Origin of the sequence: Blautia sp. AM23-13AC, from assembly GCF_003435675.1 — a bacterium.
Classification (GTDB): Bacteria; Bacillota; Clostridia; order Lachnospirales; family Lachnospiraceae; genus Fusicatenibacter; species Fusicatenibacter saccharivorans.
This window is the reverse complement of sequence record NZ_QTUL01000004.1, coordinates 209,985-229,093: the sequence shown is the minus strand read 5'-3', so window position 1 is coordinate 229,093 and position 19,109 is coordinate 209,985. Positions and strand designations below refer to the sequence as shown.

The following is a 19,109-nucleotide window of genomic DNA, read 5'->3' as shown; positions in this document are numbered from 1 at the left end:
AAACAGAAATTCTGCTGATCTGATCTGCCGGAGCTGTCCATCAGAAGCAAAACAAGAAAGGGGTTCTGAACAATGGCAAGATTTACATTACCAAGAGATTTATACCACGGAAAGGGTGCTTTAGAGGCACTGAAAACATTCGAAGGAAAACGTGCAATCGTCTGTGTAGGCGGCGGCTCCATGAAACGTTTCGGTTTCCTGGATCGCGCAGTAGACTACCTGAAAGAAGCCGGCATGGAAGTACAGCTTTTTGAGGGAATCGAGTCTGACCCGTCAGTCGAGACTGTTATGCGCGGAGCAAAAGCGATGGAAGAGTTCCAGCCGGACTGGATCGTAGCAATGGGCGGCGGATCTCCGATCGACGCAGCAAAAGCAATGTGGATCAAATACGAGTATCCAGACATCACCTTCGAAGAAATGTGCAAGGTATTCGGAATGCCGAAACTCCGCAGAAAAGCTCATTTCTGTGCAATTTCTTCTACATCCGGAACAGCAACCGAGGTAACCGCGTTCGCAGTTATCACAGACTATGAAAAAGGTATCAAATACCCGCTGGCAGACTTCGAAATCACGCCGGACGTTGCAATCGTAGATCCGGATCTGGCAGAGACGATGCCGCAAAAGTTAGTTGCTCACACCGGTATGGACGCTATGACCCATGCAATCGAGGCATACGTTTCCACCGCGAACTGTGACTTCACCGATCCGCTGGCACTGTATGCAATCAAGATGATTCAGGCAGACCTGGTAGATTCCTACAACGGAGATATGGCAAAACGTGACAGCATGCACAACGCACAGTGCCTCGCTGGTATGGCATTCTCCAATGCACTTCTTGGTATTGTTCACTCCATGGCACATAAAACAGGCGCAGCATTCGCTGATTACGGCGCTCACCTGATCCACGGCGCAGCAAACGCTATGTACCTGCCGAAGGTTATCGCGTTCAACGCAAAAGACGAGACTGCAGCAAAACGTTATGCAGTGATCGCTGACGAGATGAAACTTGGCGGCGAGACAACGGAAGAGAAAGTAAAACTCCTCATTGACTATCTGCGCGGCATGAACGACAAACTGAACATTCCGCACTGCATCAAGAACTACGGAAAAGACAGCTATCCGACCGAGCAGGGCTTCGTTCCGGAAGACGTATTCCTGGAGAGACTGCACGACATCGCTGTAAATGCCATCGCCGATGCCTGCACCGGATCCAACCCGAGACAGCCATCTGTTGAAGAGATGGAAAAACTGCTGAAATGCTGCTACTATGATACAGAAGTAGATTTCTAAAAAGAAAACATATCGAAATCCCTCCGTTCTCTGGGCGGAGGGATTTTTTGCGTCAGAGAATGAAATTTATTTGTGTGGATTTTATGTTTTTTATGCGAAATCCTGTGTCTGGACTGGAAAAACAGAGGCGTTTATGGTAGTATAGAAAAGAATAGAAGTAAAAACGGGCGGCATTGCGAAAAAAGATGCCTTCCCCTGAAAATATGGAGGAAAAAAGATGGAACAGTACAAGCAGGAGTTTATCGAGTTCATGGTCGAGAGCCAGGTATTAAAATTTGGAGAGTTTACTCTGAAAAGCGGAAGAAAATCCCCGTTCTTCATGAATGCGGGCGCTTACGTAACCGGAAGCCAGTTAAAACGTCTCGGCGAGTATTATGCAAAAGCAATCCATGACAATTATGGACTGGATTTCGACGTTCTGTTTGGACCGGCCTACAAAGGAATCCCGCTCAGCGTTGTAACCGCCATTGCGATTCATGATCTCTACGGTGTGGAAGTACGTTACTGCTCCAACCGGAAAGAAGCAAAAGACCACGGCGGAGATGCAGGACTGCTGCTTGGAAGCAAAATTAAAGACGGCGACCGCGTTGTCATCATCGAGGATGTTACCACCTCCGGAAAATCCATCGAGGAGACGTTCCCGATCATCCAGGCACAGGGCAATGTGGAGATCAAAGGTCTGATGGTATCCTTAAACCGTATGGAGCGCGGAAAAGGCGACAAGAGCGCACTTGAGGAAATCCAGGAAACCTATGGCTTCCCGGCAAATGCCATTGTAACCATGGAGGATGTCATCACCTATCTGTACAACCGTCCATGCCAGGGCAAAATCCAGATCGATGACAAGATGAAGGCTGCCATTGATGCTTATTATGAGGAGTACGGTGTCAAATAAGACGTGGTACACTTGAAAAAAGGAGTTTTGCACGATGAATGAAAAAATCTATAAAACCATGGGACGTGTCGGCGGCGGAAATATCGCCATGGGCGCAGTACTGGTTGTGGTAGGGGTAGCAACCGGTGTCCTGATGATCGTAAGCGGAGCAGGCCTGCTGAAACGACGCGGGGAAATTATGTTTTAAGAAAAATGCCGGAATATTTTGGAAGCGCATGCGCCGAAGAGGTATTCCGGCGTTTCTGATACCACGCAGAAAGGGGAAACGAAGATGAAGCAGGAGACGAAAGCCAGAATCCGCGTTGTGGGACGGATTTTATTTCTGGTGTATCTTCTTGCGCTCGTTTATTTTCTGTTTTTTGCAGAAGAATACGGGAGAAGGAACTTTTTTGAACTGGATTACCGTTACAATCTGGTGCCGTTTCAGGAAATCAGACGGTTCTGGATTTACCGCGAAAAGGTGGGATTCCTTGCCGCATTTTTAAATCTGGCGGGCAATGTGATCGGTTTTCTGCCGTTCGGTTTTATCGTTCCGGTGATGCACAAAAAAATGGAGAGTTTCTGGAAAGTATCGCTTCTTGGCTTTATGTTCAGCCTCTGCGTGGAGACGATTCAGCTCATCACGAAGGTGGGCTGCTTTGATGTAGATGATCTGATCCTGAATACGCTTGGAGCCATGATCGGCTGCGGCGCATTCCTGATCTGCAATAAATTCAGGAGATGGAAATATGGCGAGGAAGAAGTATAATTATAATTTTGTCCGGAAGCCGTCGGAAGGCGGAAAGGAAGCTCTCTATATGGCAGGTGCTTCGGTCTTTCTGTTTCTGCTGGCTTCGATCGTATCGTTTGCATTCCGCGGAAACGGAGGCATTTTTCTCGGAGCAGCGGGACTGTTCTCATTCCTTCTGTCGGGATACGGCTTCTATGTGGGAATGAAGAGCTTTAAAGAAGAACAGGTCAGCCACAGAATGTCGGTTCTCGGCTCGATTACGAGCGGCGGCATGCTGGTCGCATGGCTGGCACTGTTTCTGATCGGTGTGAGATAAATGTACTCTCGTAAAATCAAGCACAGAAAGACTCCGGGAGTACATCTAAAAGAAAAGGGGAAAAAGATGGATCGCGAACGTTTTGAAAAACAGCTGAATTTTATTCTGGAGATTGATAAAGAAAAACAGATCCTGCGCCAGACGCACATCCGCGGCTATTCGCGCCAGGAGGACGACGCGGAGCACGCATGGCACATGGCGGTGATGGCATTTCTGCTGCAGGAATATTCGAATGAGAAAATCGACATCGGCAGAACGATGCTCATGCTGCTGATCCACGACCTTGTGGAGATTGATGCAGGCGACACGTATGCGTACGACGCGGAGGCAAACAAAACAAAAGACGAGAGAGAACACAAAGCGGCCGAGCGCATCTATGGCCTGCTGCCGGAGGATCAGGGAAAAATGCTGATGGATCTCTGGCTCGAGTTCGAAGCGTATGAGACACCGGAAGCGCGCTTTGCCCATGTGATGGACAATTTCCAGCCGCTGCTTTTAAATCATGAGAACGATGGAAAAGACTGGACCCGCCACAATGTGCGGATTTCCCAGCCGTTAAAACGAAACGAGAAGACGGCGACCGGCTCCGAGGAGATCTGGAGTTATATGGAAGAGATTCTCGAACAGAGTATCCGGGATGGAAAAATTATTGACGACCGGGAAGAAAAACAGGAATAAGTTAAGAAGAATGAGGGGCAGATCTGCCCCTCGTAACAGTTAAAGAGAAACAGAAAGGGATTTTTTTATGACGGATGAATTATTAAACGAGCGGTATGCGCTTGCAATTGAGCGGATCCGCCAGATTCCGGCGGAAAAAAGCGTTCCGCAGCCGTACCGCGATTTTTTTGCACAGATGGCACAGTACCTCTGCAAAATGGACCAGATCCGGAGCAGAATCGCAGAAGGATATCTAAAAACAGCATCCGAGGAAGAGCTGGCTGTTTTTAACCGCGAGCCGTATGAAGATGTGATCGGGGAGCGGTATGAGACCTCCTACGGAAACCCGGCGTTTGCCGTGCGGGCACTTGGTGAAACGCATGGAAGGAGCCTCTGCTGCCTGTACCGGGAGCTGGGAAATGCTGTTGTCTGGGTCTATGAGGACCGCCTGCTGGAGCTGACTGCGGCGATGGAGCTGTATCTCGAGTTGTATGCGATGTTCGAGGAGGAGACGCTGCCGTCCGCGCAGTATGTAAAAGAGAGCATTTACTGGTATGTGAGCGATTACGCCGAGGAGCGCCAGGAATACCAGGTGCGCGAAATTGTCGACCCGTCGCTGCACTTTGTGAAGGATATTGTGATGGAATCTGATCTGACGGATCTGCGGTATCTGTACCAGTACGGCGAATATATCACCGAAAATGAGAAGGGTACAGCCCGCTTTTTAAATACGTTCAGCCAGGAAGAAATCGACGCGATGGCACGCACCTACACAGAAGGCTTCCGCAAGTGCTTTCTCGTGGCGCGAAAAGATCTGTCGAAAAAGAAGACAGTCAGCATCCGCTTCCACATCGGTTTTGAGCGCATGATCCGTGCGGCAATATTACAGTTCCGCGAGATGGGACTCGAGCCGGTGATTTCCCGCGGCGCGCGGAGAACGTGGGTTGCCGGTGCGTCTGCGAATAAGCAGTATGACTACGATCACCGGAACGATGAGGCGCTGTATCTCAACGAGGATCTCGTGAAGAGACGGCTCCGCGCGATGCAGGTGAAATACGACGAGTACAAAGAACTGGCGGGCGGCTATGCCGGCCCTGCCGTGGTGGAAACCTTCGGCGAAGTTCCGTTTGAGCCAGTAAATAAAAAACAGGCACTGCACTTAAACGAGCGCCAGCAAAAGCTCCGTGTCGGTTTCCAGAACGAGGCGGGCCAGATTGTAAACCGCTATATCAAGGATGACGAGTACGGCTACACGATCATCGCCTACCCGATGCCGGAGATCGATCCGCGCTACGAAAAAATTTTTTGTGAGATCGTAAAGATCAACACGCTCGATTACGAAAAATACCAGCGCATCCAGCAGTACCTGATCGATGCGCTCGACGAGGGTGTTTCCGTGCATGTGCTTGGAAAAGGAGAGAACAGAACGGATCTGCGCGTGATGCTGCATCATCTGAACGATCCTGCGAAAGAGACGAATTTCGAGAACTGTGTTGCCGACTGCAATATTCCGGTCGGAGAGGTCTTTACTTCCCCGAGTCTTACCGGCACGACAGGCGTGCTCCATGTGACGGGAGTCTACCTGAACGAGCTGTATTACCGCGATCTCTGCCTGACGCTGACTGACGGCATGATCACCGCGTATGACTGCGCAAACTTCGAAAAAGAAGAGGACAATCGTACTTATATAGAAGAAAACCTGCTGTATCACCACAGGACGCTGCCGATCGGTGAGTTTGCCATCGGAACGAACACGACGGCGTACGTGATGGCAGAGCAGTACGGCATCGCCGGAAAACTGCCGATCCTGATCGCAGAGAAGATGGGCCCGCATTTTGCGATGGGCGACACCTGCTACGCCTGGGCGGAGGACAGCCCGATGTACAACCCGGACGGAAAAGAAGTAATCGCGCGCGAGAACGAGGTTTCGGCAAAACGGAAAGAAGATCCGTCGAAAGCATACTTCGGATGCCACACGGACATCACGATTCCGTACCGCGAACTGCAGTCGGTTGCGGTCGAAAAAGCAGACGGAACGACGATCCCTCTCATTGAGGACGGACGCTTCGTCCTGCCGGGAACGGAAGAATTAAATGAACCTTTTGGCTGATTATGGGTTGACATTTCTGCGCCTGCTTAGTATATTATAAGCAGAACTGAATGATTAAAACATAAATATAAGCATAACTAATGAATAACGCTTAGAACAGTTAATCAGAAAAGGAGAACAACATGGCTAAAGTAGGAATTGTGATGGGCAGCGACTCTGATATGCCGGTAATGAGCAAAGCAGCCGACATGCTGGAAAAATTTGGAATTGAGTACGAGATGAAAATCATCTCCGCACACCGCGAGCCGGATGTATTTTTCGAATATGCAAAAACCGCAGAGGAGAAAGGCTTCAAGGTTATCATTGCAGGCGCAGGTATGGCAGCTCATCTGCCGGGTATGTGCGCAGCTATTTTCCCAATGCCGGTCATCGGAATTCCGATGCATACCACATCGCTTGGAGGTCGTGATTCCCTGTACTCCATCGTACAGATGCCGAGCGGCATTCCGGTAGCAACCGTTGCCATCAATGGCGGTGCCAATGCCGGAATCCTGGCAGCAAAGATTCTTGCAACTTCCGATCCGGAACTGCTTGCAAAACTGAAAGCATATACACAGGAAATGAAAGAGCAGGTTGAGGCAAAAGACGCAAAACTGCAGGAAACAGGATACCGTAACTACAGTAAATAAAAACAAAGGACAAGGGAGGTTCACCATGGATTACAAGAACGCAGGAGTAGATATTGAAGCTGGATACAAATCAGTAGAATTAATGAAAGAGCATGTAAAGAAAACCATGCGCCCAGAGGTATTAGGCGGCCTTGGCGGTTTTTCAGGCGCTTTTTCCCTGGCAAAAATCAAAGAAATGGAAGAGCCGGTGCTGCTTTCTGGTACAGACGGATGCGGAACCAAGGTGAAGCTCGCCATGATTCTTGATAAACACGACACCATCGGCATTGATGCCGTTGCCATGTGTGTGAACGATATCGCATGTGCCGGCGGAGAACCGCTGTTCTTCCTCGACTACATCGCATGCGGAAAGAACTATCCGGAGAAGATCGCTTCGATCGTAAAAGGCGTTGCAGAAGGCTGTCTGCAGTCCGATGCGGCACTGATCGGCGGTGAGACCGCAGAGCATCCGGGCCTGATGCCGGAGGATGAGTACGATCTGGCAGGTTTTGCTGTCGGCGTATGTGACAAGAAAGACATGATTACCGGTGAAAATCTGGCATCCGGAGACGTACTGATCGGCATGGCTTCCACCGGCGTTCACAGCAACGGATTTTCTCTTGTCCGCAAAGTTTTCGATATGACAAAAGATTCTTTAAATACATACTATGATGAGCTCGGCGCAACCCTCGGCGAGACCCTGCTTGCACCGACCCGTATCTACGTAAAAGCACTCCGTGCCATCAAAGATGCCGGTGTAACCGTAAAAGCATGCAGCCACATCACCGGAGGCGGCTTCTACGAGAACATTCCGCGTATGCTCAAAGACAACACCGTAGCCGTTGTACAGAAAGACAGCTACACCGTACCGCCGATCTTTGATCTGATGGCAAAGAAAGGCAATATCGACGAGCAGATGATGTACAACACCTTCAACATGGGTATCGGTATGGTACTGGCTGTTGATCCGGAAGATGTAGACGCAGCGATGAAAGCCATCCGTTCCACAGGAGATACGCCATATGTGATCGGCCACATTGAAAACGGAGAAAAAGGAGTACAGTTATGCTAAGATTAGCAGTTCTCGTCTCCGGCGGCGGCACGAACCTGCAGGCGATTCTGGATGCGATTGACGAGGGAATCATCACAAACGCGGAGGTTTCTGTTGTCATCAGCAACAATGCAGGAGCGTATGCGCTGGAGCGTGCGAAAAAGAAGGAGATTGATGCGGTATGCCTTTCCCCGAAGACCTTTGCATCGAGAGAAGCATTCAACGAGGCACTGCTGGCGAAACTGCAGTCGTACAACGTCGATCTCGTTGTGCTCGCAGGATGCCTGGTTGTGATCCCGCAGAGCATTGTGGATGCTTATCCGAATAAGATCATCAACATTCATCCGTCCCTCATTCCGTCGTTCTGCGGAACGGGCTATTACGGACTGAAAGTGCACGAGGGCGTATTATCCCGCGGAGTCAAAGTGACGGGAGCGACGGTTCATTTTGTGGACGGCGGAACAGACACCGGCCCGATTATTCTGCAGAAGGCAGTCGAAGTGCACGAGGGCGATACACCGAAGGCACTGCAGCAGCGCGTCATGGAAGAGGCCGAGTGGGTCATCATGCCGCGTGCGATTGATCTGATTGCAAACGGAAAAGTAACGGTAGAAGACGGACACGTAAAGATAAAGGAGTAAGAGCGATGAAAGTACTGATTGTAGGAAGCGGCGGAAGAGAGCATGCGATTGCCTGGAAGGTGGCGCAGAGCCCGAAGGTAGACAAGATTTACTGCGCTCCTGGAAACGCAGGAATTGCGGAGTACGCAGAGTGTGTCGATATTGCAGCGATGGAGTTTGACAAGCTTGTTGCTTTTGCGAAAGAAAAAGAGATTGACCTGACCGTCATCGGCATGGATGATCCGCTGGTCGGCGGTGTTGTCGATGCGTTTGAGGCAGAGGGACTGCGCGTATTCGGACCAAGAAAGAATGCGGCAATACTGGAAGGATCGAAAGCGTTCTCCAAAGACCTGATGAAAAAATACCATATCCCGACGGCGGCATACGAGACATTCTCCGATCCAGAAGCGGCAGAGAAATATCTCGAGACTGCAAAATTCCCGATCGTGCTGAAAGCCGACGGTCTGGCTCTTGGAAAAGGCGTTCTGATCTGCAATACCTTAGAGGAAGCAAAAGAGGGCGTCAAGACGATCATGCTCGACAAGAAATTCGGCAGTGCCGGAAACGAGATGGTCATCGAGGAGTTTATGACGGGGCGTGAGGTTTCCGTTCTCTCCTTTGTGGATGGAAAGACGATCAAGACGATGAGTTCCGCACAGGATCACAAGAGAGCAGGAGACGGCGACACCGGCCTGAACACCGGCGGTATGGGCAACTTCTCCCCGAGTCCGTTTTATACCGAAGAAGTGGATAAGTTCTGTAAGAAATATATCTATCAGCCGACCGTAGATGCGATGGCAGCCGAGGGAAGACCGTTTAAGGGAGTTATCTTCTTCGGACTGATGCTGACACCGGACGGACCGAAGGTGCTCGAGTACAATGCCCGCTTCGGCGATCCGGAGGCACAGGTTGTGCTTCCTCGTATGAAGACAGACATCATTGATGTATTTGAAGCCTGCATCGACGGAACTCTCGACCAGATCGACCTGCAGTTTGCAGATAATGCGTGTGTCTGCATCGTACTGGCTTCGAACGGTTATCCGGTTTCCTACGAAAAAGGATTCCCGATCCGCGGACTCGAGACGTTCAAAGAGCATGAGGGCTACTACTGCTTCCACGCCGGAACGAAGTTCAAGGACGGCGAGATCGTGACGAACGGAGGCCGTGTACTCGGCGTGACAGCACTTGGCGATACCCTGAAAGAGGCACGTGCGAATGCATATAAGGCTGTTGAATGGGTTGACTTTGACAATAAATATTACCGCCATGATATTGGAAAAGCGATTGACGAAGCGTAACGTGAATGTGAATTTTAATTTTGAGTAAAATGGAGCCGCCAGAATCCCGGTGAAAGGGAAATCTGGCGGCTTTGTCTTTTTATTCAGAAAAGGGAATAAAGCGCCGCCGTTCCGGATACAATAGTAAGGAGATCCTTTGCTTTTTAGCAGAATCAGAACAGGAAAGGCGGTCGGAAAAGATGGGAATCGTTTGTCTGGCGGGGATTTTTGCCGTATTTCTTCTGCTTGCATGGACGCTCTGCCGGGCGGCAGGATGGGAGAAAGAACGGGAAGATCTGGAACAGGAGCAGTACCTGAAAGAGTGGCGGGAGAAAAAGTTGAAAAAATCGAAAAAATTTGAAAATTAGTGTTGACATTTGGCGGGTGGAATGCTATACTAACGAAGTCGGTTGGTGATACAGATAAAAAGCCGACAGACAAAACACTGATGTGGGGTCTTAGCTCAGCTGGGAGAGCATCTGCCTTACAAGCAGAGGGTCATAGGTTCGAGCCCTATAGGCCCCATATTTTATGAAAAACGGTGTTGAAAATGAATATGGCGAGATAGCTCAGTTGGCTAGAGCACGCGGTTCATACCCGCGGTGTCGAGGGTTCAAATCCCCCTCTCGCTACTTATGGAACCCTTGAGAAATCAAGGGTTCTTTTGGCTTTATGGACAGTATGATGATATGGCTGTCATGTCAAAATCGTGTCTTGAAATCCACAGGGATTTGTGAGAAAATAAGACTACCTAAGAGCTTGTTTTGGGCTCTGAAAGTAAATAAAACAGTAATGGATAGAAGAAAGATAAGGAAAAAACAATGATAGAGTTTAATAAACCACCTTTTATTGGAACAGAACTGGAATACATCCGCCAGGCGGCAGAGGAAAACAACAAGCTGTGCGGCGACGGTCCTTTTACGAAGAAATGTTCTGCCTGGATGCAGGACAATTTCAACGTAAAACATGCGATGCTTACGACATCCTGCACCCATGCACTGGAAATGGCAGCTTACCTGTCTGAGATTCGGCCGGGCGACGAAGTGATCATGCCGTCCTACACGTTTGTTTCCACTGCAGATGCCTTTGTTCTGCGCGGAGCAAAAATCGTCTACGTGGATATCCGTCCGGATACGATGAACATCGACGAGACCAAGATTGAGGATGCCATCACCGAAAAAACAAAAGCGATTGTTCCGGTTCACTATGCGGGCGTTGCCTGTGAAATGGATACCATCATGGATATTGCAAAACGCCATAACCTGAAGGTTGTAGAGGATGCGGCACAGGGTGTGAGCGCGTACTACAAGGGAAAAGCCCTTGGAACGATCGGCGATTTTGGCTGCTACAGCTTCCATGAGACGAAAAACTATACGATGGGAGAGGGCGGCGCGCTGCTGTTCCAGGATGAGAATTATCTGGAAAAAGCAGAGATCCTTCGTGAAAAGGGAACGAACCGCAGCAAGTTTTTCCGCGGACAGATCGACAAATATACCTGGATCGACTACGGCTCCTCCTATCTGCCGAGTGATATGAATGCGGCTTACCTGCTTGCAGAACTCGAGGAACATGAGAAAATCGACAGAAAGCGGATGGCCATCTACAACTATTACCATGAGCAGCTCCGTCCGCTGGCTGAGGCCGGAAAGATCGAGCAGCCGGTTGTGCCGGAAGGCTGTGTACATAATGCACATATGTACTTCATCAAGGCAAGAAATCTGGAAGTGCGTACAAAACTGATCAAGTATATGAAAGAGCGCGGTGTGATGTGTGTCTTCCATTACGTTCCGCTCCATACCTCCCCGGCCGGACAGAAGTTCGGTGTTTTCCACGGAGAGGACAAATACACAACAAAAGAGAGCGAGCGCCTGATGCGTCTGCCGATGTTCTACAGCCTGTCTGAACAGGATATGGCATATGTCGTAGAGTGCCTCATGGACTTTAAAGAGTGGTAACATTTCATGTATGAGAAGTTTTTAAACTACTTTACGGACTATATTTTCGTGAAGGATGAGCCGCAGAAAGCCGATGTGATTTTTGTGCCGGGAAACGGATATCCGCAGATGGCGGTGCACGCGGCAGAACTCTGGAAAGAAGGATTTGCGCCGTATGTGCTTCCGTCGGGAAGATACAGTACTGTGCTCGGGCATTTCGCCGGTGTACAGGATCTTGCGGAGCAGTACGGCGGGAACTATGAAACCGAGTGGGAGTTTCTGCGGACGGTACTGCAGAAAAACGGCGTGCCGGAGAAAGCGATTCTGCGCGAAGACCAGGCGACGTATACGTATGAAAATGCACTGCGGTCACGGGAAGTGACAGATGCGGCGGGCATCGAGGTAAAAAAAGCGATCCTCTGCTGCCGGAATCTCCATGCGAGACGGTGTATTCTGTATTACCAGCTTGTCTACCCGGAGACAGAGTTTTTTGTCTGTCCTTCGGATATTGAGTTCACCAGAGAAAACTGGCATACAAAGGGTGAATGGATCGACCAGGTGTTAGGAGAAATGGAGCGCTGCGGCGGTCAGTTCCACAAGATTCTGCGGGAACTGCCGGCGGATTCTGAATTTTAACACCAGTAGACAAGAAGTCCCCCGCTTCTAAAGCGGTGGGATGAATTGTTAAAAGAAACATAACGGCAGTGGTAGGCGGAGAGAAATCGGTATCCTCCACTGACATGAGGAAAGTCACAGTCGAACTATTCTCGACATGTCAGACTCCGTGAAAATACCGACTGTAAGTTGAAACGAAAAGATTTATAAAAAAGAGCGGAAATTGTGGTAAAATTGCGGCTCGTATGGTATACTATCGTTAAGTTAAGTTTCTAATCTAAAGCAAAGGTTGGTGGACAGTATGAATAAGATTGATGAAGTATTAGAGCTTTTAAAACAGAGAGAACGTGAGAGCGAAAAACCGAAAAACGTGATTTTATGGGTCCTTGCCATTGTCGGAGCGGTAGCGGCAGTTGCAGGAATCGCATACGCAGTATACCGGTTTGTAACTCCGGATTATCTGGAAGACTTCGAAGATGATTTCGATGACGATTTCGACGATTACTTCGAGGATGAAGACGAAGATAAGTAGGATGGAAAAAAGAAACTCCGGTGCCGGAACGTGGTACCGGAGTTTTTCTGTCCGGAAATCAGTTTGACATAGAAGGAGAAGAGAATGAAAAAAGGAGAAATTTACGAGGGAGTCGTGGAAAGAATCGATTTCCCGAATAAAGGACGTGTACATGTGGAGGGCGAGACGGTTACCGTGAAAAATGCAATTCCGGGACAGAAGATCCGCTTTCAGATCAACAAAAAAAGAAAGAACCGCATGGAGGGCCGCCTGCTCGAAGTAACAGAAAAATCCCCGATGGAAAAGCGCGATCCGGTCTGCAGTATTTTCCCGTCCTGCGGCGGATGCATGTACCAGACGATGAGTTATGAGGATCAGCTTGCAATGAAGGCCGGTCAGGTGAAAAAACTGCTCGACGATGCCCTCGTGGAGGCCGGCCAGGTCAATGAGGCGGGGGAGGCCGATTATCCGTTCCTTGGAATCAAGGGAAGTCCGAAGGAGTTTGCATACCGGAATAAAATGGAGTTTTCCTTCGGCGATGAATACAAGGACGGCCCGTTGTCTCTCGGACTTCATAAAAAGGGAAGCACCTACGATGTCCTGACCGCGTGCGACTGCAAAATCGTGCATGAGGATTTCACAAAGATTCTGACCTGTGTGCTGGCGTACTTTAAAGAGCGGAACGCAAGTTACTACCACAAGATAAGCCACGAGGGTTACCTGCGCCACCTGCTGGTGCGAAGAGCCGAGAATACCGGAGAAATCCTGGTAAATCTCGTCACCACAAGCCAGGAAGAGTGGGATCTGATGCCGCTCGTGCAGGAAGTGCTTGGTCTGCCGCTGGAAGGAAAGGTTGTCGGATTCCTCCATATCATAAATGATTCCCTGGCAGATGTTGTAAAGAGCGATGAGACAAAAGTGCTCTACGGACAGGACTACTTCTATGAAGAACTCCTCGGACTGAAATTCAAGATCACCCCGTTCTCCTTCTTCCAGACCAATTCCCGTGGCGCGGAAGTTCTCTACAGCACCGCCCGCGAGTTCGTCGGCGAGACGAAAGACCGCACGATCTTCGACCTCTACAGCGGAACCGGAACCATCGCCCAGATCCTTGCACCGGTCGCAAAAGAAGTGATCGGCGTGGAAATCGTGGAAGAAGCTGTTACAGCTGCAAAAGAGAACGCAGAGGCAAACGGCCTTACCAACTGCAGTTTCCTCGCCGGAGACGTGCTGAAGGTGATCGATGAAATCGAAGAAAAACCGGACTTCATCGTTCTTGATCCACCGCGCGAAGGAATCCATCCGAAGGCTTTGCCGAAGATAGTTGATTTATATAGGTGTGAAAAAATGCTTTACATCTCCTGCAAGCCGACTTCTCTTGCGCGGGATCTGGTAGAGTTTGCAAAATATGGATACCGTGTAGAAAAGGTCTGCTGTGTTGATATGTTTCCGGGAACGGTGCACTGCGAGAGTGTCTGTTTGTTAAGTAAAGTACAGAAATAGAAATTGTAGATATGCTCGAAAAGGCTTGAAATAAAGGGTTTCGGAAGATTTTGACTTGCTGAGAGTGATGGCTTAGATGAGCGTAGAAAAATAGTAAAACGCCTACTGATGAGATTGCTTGGAATAGGTTGTGTAGACAAGAGTGTTATTAGTGGGTTGAGTAGATAAGAATGTTAACATTTTATATCTACCATGATTAGCATGTTAGGCTGCCAAGTGGTAGCACTTACTAATTTTTGGAGGTAGAAGAATGAGTAACAAACAAAAAGATTCAAAGTGACAGAAACTTAAGAAAGAGTTTTATGGCACAAAAACCTGTGTGCAATCAGAGTATGGGACTATTGATTTTGATCCCGATTCTATGGGGGATGTAGTAGGTGGAGACAAACTAACCTATGATGAGTATCTCGATATTCTTATGAGGTCTGGTAAAAATGTGCGAGGTTGGTTTGAAATGTGCTATTTTGAAACAGCTTTAGAATTTGCTGGACAGGTTGAGAAAATCAATAAAGATAATATTTGTTTCAAGCGAATATATGTCTGCGGTATGTTTATGGATGGAGAATGCTTTAATGTTAATGAATTTGTTGCATCGAATGATGGGTACTGTTTGATTGTACCGGAGGTTATCGCATATATCTCCAAGAAGATGGATATAGCGAATGATTTTAATGGTGTAATCGTTGATACATACAAAAAGACACAGTATGTTCCGTTACTTGAAATTATTGGTTGCCATAGAAGTGGTACAAGAGAAGGTTTGGACTGTATTATGGAAGCAGCTGATGAAATGATTAAAGATGAAAAGTTTAGAGAGGTATTGTATGCATACCTACTTCTTCCTGCAACGCAGCAGAAACTTCAGACACAAAGACTCTATGAGAAAGTAAAGCGATTGCCAATATTCCCTATCAGGACCAGAAGTGGCGTTGAGTATGTACCATATAGCAAGGACATTTATACCCACGATAATAAAGTTTCGGATAACGATTTCAAAATTCTAGAAACAAAGATTCTGAAATATGAGAGTGCGCAGGCAATAATTGGTCCTAATGATAGAATTAACGAACTTTCACAAGAAGTTTATGAAGCAAGATATCAGAATAATTTGATTGCGTACATTAGATCAAATAGAGATGTCAAAGAGAAAGCTTTTTATGTTCTTAATGAGTATAAGAACAATTTAACAAACTTCAGAAGATGTCATATTACTTTGAAAGGCATGATTTCAGAAATTCCAATGGAATTTATTAGTGGAAGCTATCAGACTGGTATTTGGATTAATGATTACACCAAATGAGAGGGCGGTGGCAGCTGTGGGACTATTAGAACCGATTACCCATAAAGAAGAAATAGAGAGCCTATTGAATGAGGCTCAATCAATGTATGATAACGCAAAAAATAAGTTTGAGTCACAGAAGAAACAGACAACTAAACGTTTGGAGAATCTAGGAAAAGTTAAAGTGAACGCTTGGGCAGAGGGGATGGATACTTTTGTGACTGCGTTTGGTACATTTAAAAATGTCGAGATGGATAGAAGAATCGATACTAACATGGAATTCATAGGTTCTGATGAAGAACCCAAGCAGATGCTTATGAATATTCAGAATGCATCTATGACGGCTAACGAAGTTGCTAAAGCTGGTTTTGCTGCTTTAGGAACAGGTGCATTGGTTGGTATCGCTTCTTACGGCGGAGCAATGATGTTTGGAACAGCATCAACAGGAACAGCTATTGCAGCCCTTTCTGGTGCAGCAAAAACTAATGCTACATTAGCTTGGTTTGGTGGAGGTGCCAAGGCAGCAGGTGGATTAGGAATGGCAGGCGGGAAGCTGATTCTTGCCGGAGTAGTTGTGGCTCCTATTGTAGCTGTGGCAGCAGTTATTGCAGGGGCTAAAGGAAAGGAAAAACTAGCAGAGGCTAAGAAGATACATGCAGAAGCAGAAGAAGCTGTATCACAGATGAATATAATGATAACTGGAATGGAAGGCATTGCAAAAATGTCCGATAACTATTCGAGTTTTATTAAGAAGTTAAATAGAATGTTTGCTCCATTCTTGCAGGAACTTGAGCGAATAAAAAATGCTCATCCAGTAGATGTGGATGGAATGATAGATTTTGACAGTTTATCTGTTGTTGAACAGAAAACGTTGCATGTTTCATGGCTAATGGCACAGGTATATTATCATGTATTGTCTACACCTATTCTTAATTCAAAGGGTGAGGTGTCAAAAGAGGCTAATGAGGCATTGAGTGCATCTACAAAGAGCCTTAAGCAGATAAAAAAAGATACATATACGATGGTTGCTGAAGAGGCACAGGTTGGTGACATTATATGGAAACCAGAAGCAAATAAAATACTTGTAGTTAATTTCTTTGCGGTAGGCATACTGATAGCTTTGGGATGTTTATCAATGAGTACGAGTGTCCTTAAGGGTATCTTATTCATACTATGTGGGGCTGTGGCTTTTCCTATATTTTTTAAGTTCAGAAGTCTTCCTGCTAGTAGGCTCTATACATGGCGCCTTGTAAGACTTATTGGAGCGATAGTTATAGCAATTGCAATTGCAGCATTACTGTAGGAGGTGCATATGTCGATTTTTAAGAAAGCGGCGAAAGACGCATCTAAAACAACAGGTAACTTAGTTGGTAATATGGCATCCGTGAACGCTCAAAATAGTACCAATGCAGCTGTTGATGGAATGGATTTATTTAGATGGAAAATGGGTACTCCTATTATTCAAAACGGTCATTTTGATCAGCAGAAAGGTAATCTGTTTGAGTATATTGAGGCCGCAAAATTCAATGCTGATGCAGCAGGGAAGGGGATGTCGGCTCGTGCAGTTGTCACAGATGTTTATGACCAAGGAGCAGCGGCAGATATATTAATCAAAGAAGGCGGCAAGGTACAGAAAGAGGTTCAGGCTAAATTTGTAAAGTCTTCAAATAAAGATGTAGAGAATAGTGCTGCAAGAAGTGTATTTGATCAGGCTGGTGGACAGAAGGGACACTGGGGCAAATATAAAGGCATGGACAGACTTATCCGTAAAGACGAACATTATAATGCTGAGGGCTCTATGTTAGATGAGGCAAAAAAACTGGCCAAAAGTAGAGCTGAATCAGGAAGTATACATGCAGAAGACTTTAAGGATGTTCACGAACATTTAACAGATGAATTGCATTATGGTGATGCTTCTTCGGGAGGAACTACTTTTGAAGAAGTTCAAATGGCATATGAATCGCCTGAAAAGTATGCAAAAGCATTTGAAAGAAAAGCAGTCAAAGCTGAAATGAAGTGTACAGCGGCCAATATGGCCAAGGCTAGTTTTGTAACAACAGGAATATTATCCGGGGTTACAAATATGTTTGAAGTATTTCAGGATAAAAAAGAACTGGCAGAGGCATTACATGATGTTGGAGCCGATGCAATAAAAGGAGCAGCAAGGGGTGGAGCAACAGGTGTTGTAAGTACGGCAATTCGATATAAAGGAATAAAAGCTGGAAGTGTTTTACTTAGTGATTCAGTTGCTGCAACAGTTATGGCAGGTGGAATTATTGATGGAGGAGTGGCACTTTATTCATATGCACGTGGAGAAATTGACGAGCAGCAACTTAAAGAGCAGTTAGTGGATACAACGGCTAAAGCTGCGACCACCATATATTTTACCAAGGCAGTCGGAGCTATTATGGGTTCTGCTGTAAATCCGATTCTTCCAATGGTTGTATATACTACAGCAAGTTATGTAGTTACGTGTACACGTGAAATCATCAAGAACGCAAAGCTTAATGCGGAAGAAAATGATAGGATGACAGCAATACTTCAGGAATCTATTCGTGAAATGAATGAATATCATGAAGAATTCAAACAGCATGTTGCTAAATGTGAAGAGCGTCAAAGACGGATGTTTGATCGTTTCATAGATACGTTTGAGTATAATCTAGAAACTGGAGAAAATTATGATCAAGCTTTATATGCGATTTGTCAGTTTGCGGACGAGGCTGGTATTGCTTTACAGCATGTTGTGTTTGACGAATTTAGTAATGCGATGAGATCAAAAGAAAGCTTTGTTTTAAAATAGATGAGAATCTAAGGAGATGAAAAGAATTGCATTTTTTTGATTTTAGTGAAATTAAAAAAAGCGAATCCTCAATTAAACGGACTTGGGGAGAGTACAGAGAGGCATTAGCTACAAAGAAAATTTCCTTTAATGATGTTGAAGCAGCAAAAGAGGAACTATTCTTAAAGACATATAATGATTTGTTTCATGACCATAATGGTATTAAATTGCAAACAAAAACTTTGGGGAGCATTGTCGGTATCCCTCTAGGAAGAGGCGCAAGATTAAAGGAAACAGAAATACCAGACTATGAAAGATTTTTACCTAAAAAAGAGTTTATCAATGAGGATAATCGATTTAGTCCAGCAGGAGTAGAATGGTTATATTTGGCTGTTGGTGATGGAAATACTAGAAGTGAATGTGCTAAAAAAGAATGTAGAATGAAAGCTGGAGAGCGGTTTGGCTTTTGTGATTTTCAATTATTAGACAATGTTCTTGGCCAGAAGATAGTTGATTTAACAATAGCTGATGCATTGTCATATGCTGATATCAATAATGAACTTGAAAAACATGGACAGAAACAATATAAACGAAGTTTAAAAATAGCTAAAGCAACGGGGTTGAATGTTCCAATTGATAAAAGTGCATTTAATGAAGCAATGACTAAATGGGGTGTGTTTACTTATTCTAAATTGTTGTCGCAACAAATATTTATTCCTTTGGGAGATGGAGTAGATAAATCAATAGAATATGCTCCTTTTCAGTCATTGGCGCAATACTTTATTTCACTAGGATATGCTGGAATAATGTATGGAAGTACGGTGTATCCGCAAGGAAAGAATCTTGTATTGTTTGATAAGAATATGGCAACACCGGTTGGCGGTATTGATATATCCGTTATAGTTTAGGTTGAGAGGTAGTCAGACACAGTTAC

At 46.5% G+C, this 19,109-nt stretch carries 20 protein-coding genes and 2 tRNA genes; all 22 read left to right on the top strand.

Annotated elements, in window-relative coordinates; all coding sequences use genetic code 11:
- Window positions 1-72: 72 nt before the first annotated feature.
- The 22 genes from DW642_RS07140 to DW642_RS07040 all read left to right on the top strand — a co-directional run bounded on the left by DW642_RS07140 (window position 73) and on the right by DW642_RS07040 (window position 19,083).
- Complete coding sequence (locus DW642_RS07140) at window positions 73-1,290, top strand: iron-containing alcohol dehydrogenase (protein WP_055227104.1); 1,218 nt, start codon at window positions 73-75, stop codon at window positions 1,288-1,290.
- A 217-nt stretch (window positions 1,291-1,507) separates the two neighbouring features.
- Window positions 1,508-2,185, top strand: a complete 678-nt coding sequence (gene pyrE, locus DW642_RS07135; protein ID WP_022462007.1) for an orotate phosphoribosyltransferase — start codon at window positions 1,508-1,510, stop codon at window positions 2,183-2,185.
- Between the two features lie 34 nt (window positions 2,186-2,219).
- Window positions 2,220-2,372: a hypothetical protein gene (locus tag DW642_RS15980; protein WP_055221261.1), complete on the top strand. Its 153-nt coding sequence runs from the start codon at window positions 2,220-2,222 to the stop codon at window positions 2,370-2,372.
- A gap of 84 nt (window positions 2,373-2,456) precedes the next feature.
- Window positions 2,457-2,933 (top strand): VanZ family protein, encoded by a 477-nt coding sequence (locus DW642_RS07130; protein ID WP_055227152.1) that lies wholly within the window; start codon window positions 2,457-2,459, stop codon window positions 2,931-2,933.
- The gene (locus DW642_RS07125) at window positions 2,914-3,231 is read left to right on the top strand and encodes a hypothetical protein (RefSeq protein ID WP_055221259.1); all 318 of its coding nucleotides are present in this window, start codon (window positions 2,914-2,916) and stop codon (window positions 3,229-3,231) included. The genes DW642_RS07130 and DW642_RS07125 overlap by 20 nt, the downstream gene beginning before the upstream one ends.
- Before the next feature lie 66 nt (window positions 3,232-3,297).
- Window positions 3,298-3,909, top strand: a complete 612-nt coding sequence (locus tag DW642_RS07120; RefSeq protein ID WP_055221257.1) for an HD domain-containing protein — start codon at window positions 3,298-3,300, stop codon at window positions 3,907-3,909.
- Between the two features lie 67 nt (window positions 3,910-3,976).
- On the top strand, window positions 3,977-5,998 hold the full coding sequence (locus DW642_RS07115; RefSeq protein WP_117509729.1) for an aminopeptidase: 2,022 nt from the start codon (window positions 3,977-3,979) through the stop codon (window positions 5,996-5,998).
- 122 nt (window positions 5,999-6,120) lie between these two features.
- Complete coding sequence (gene purE / locus DW642_RS07110) at window positions 6,121-6,627, top strand: 5-(carboxyamino)imidazole ribonucleotide mutase (protein ID WP_022462013.1); 507 nt, start codon at window positions 6,121-6,123, stop codon at window positions 6,625-6,627.
- Window positions 6,628-6,652: 25 nt separating this feature from the next.
- Window positions 6,653-7,678: a phosphoribosylformylglycinamidine cyclo-ligase gene (purM, locus tag DW642_RS07105; RefSeq protein WP_117509728.1), complete on the top strand. Its 1,026-nt coding sequence runs from the start codon at window positions 6,653-6,655 to the stop codon at window positions 7,676-7,678.
- Window positions 7,672-8,298: a phosphoribosylglycinamide formyltransferase gene (purN, locus tag DW642_RS07100; RefSeq protein WP_055221251.1), complete on the top strand. Its 627-nt coding sequence runs from the start codon at window positions 7,672-7,674 to the stop codon at window positions 8,296-8,298. The genes purM and purN overlap by 7 nt, the downstream gene beginning before the upstream one ends.
- 5 nt (window positions 8,299-8,303) lie before the next feature.
- Window positions 8,304-9,575 (top strand): phosphoribosylamine--glycine ligase, encoded by a 1,272-nt coding sequence (gene purD / locus DW642_RS07095; RefSeq protein ID WP_117509727.1) that lies wholly within the window; start codon window positions 8,304-8,306, stop codon window positions 9,573-9,575.
- Window positions 9,576-9,754: 179 nt separating this feature from the next.
- Window positions 9,755-9,922: a hypothetical protein gene (locus DW642_RS15825; protein ID WP_158554991.1), complete on the top strand. Its 168-nt coding sequence runs from the start codon at window positions 9,755-9,757 to the stop codon at window positions 9,920-9,922.
- Window positions 9,923-10,006: 84 nt separating this feature from the next.
- A tRNA-Val gene (locus tag DW642_RS07085) sits at window positions 10,007-10,079 on the top strand.
- Window positions 10,080-10,112: 33 nt separating this feature from the next.
- Window positions 10,113-10,186: transfer RNA gene (locus DW642_RS07080), tRNA-Met, on the top strand.
- A gap of 189 nt (window positions 10,187-10,375) precedes the next feature.
- Window positions 10,376-11,509, top strand: coding sequence for a dTDP-4-amino-4,6-dideoxygalactose transaminase (rffA, locus tag DW642_RS07075; protein WP_117509725.1), 1,134 nt, complete (start codon window positions 10,376-10,378; stop codon window positions 11,507-11,509).
- A gap of 6 nt (window positions 11,510-11,515) precedes the next feature.
- Window positions 11,516-12,124: a YdcF family protein gene (locus DW642_RS07070; RefSeq protein WP_117509724.1), complete on the top strand. Its 609-nt coding sequence runs from the start codon at window positions 11,516-11,518 to the stop codon at window positions 12,122-12,124.
- A 280-nt stretch (window positions 12,125-12,404) separates the two neighbouring features.
- Window positions 12,405-12,635: a hypothetical protein gene (locus DW642_RS07065; protein WP_055227097.1), complete on the top strand. Its 231-nt coding sequence runs from the start codon at window positions 12,405-12,407 to the stop codon at window positions 12,633-12,635.
- A gap of 84 nt (window positions 12,636-12,719) precedes the next feature.
- Entirely contained in the window at window positions 12,720-14,117 is a 1,398-nt protein-coding gene (gene rlmD / locus DW642_RS07060; RefSeq protein ID WP_117509723.1) for a 23S rRNA (uracil(1939)-C(5))-methyltransferase RlmD, read from the top strand.
- A gap of 361 nt (window positions 14,118-14,478) precedes the next feature.
- Window positions 14,479-15,417: a hypothetical protein gene (locus DW642_RS07055; RefSeq protein WP_147326105.1), complete on the top strand. Its 939-nt coding sequence runs from the start codon at window positions 14,479-14,481 to the stop codon at window positions 15,415-15,417.
- On the top strand, window positions 15,371-16,699 hold the full coding sequence (locus DW642_RS07050) for a hypothetical protein (protein WP_158554990.1): 1,329 nt from the start codon (window positions 15,371-15,373) through the stop codon (window positions 16,697-16,699). The genes DW642_RS07055 and DW642_RS07050 overlap by 47 nt, the downstream gene beginning before the upstream one ends.
- Window positions 16,700-16,708: 9 nt before the next feature.
- Window positions 16,709-18,196: a hypothetical protein gene (locus DW642_RS07045; RefSeq protein WP_117509720.1), complete on the top strand. Its 1,488-nt coding sequence runs from the start codon at window positions 16,709-16,711 to the stop codon at window positions 18,194-18,196.
- 26 nt (window positions 18,197-18,222) lie between these two features.
- On the top strand, window positions 18,223-19,083 hold the full coding sequence (locus DW642_RS07040) for an RES family NAD+ phosphorylase (RefSeq protein WP_117509719.1): 861 nt from the start codon (window positions 18,223-18,225) through the stop codon (window positions 19,081-19,083).
- The last annotated feature ends 26 nt before the right edge of the window (window positions 19,084-19,109 follow it).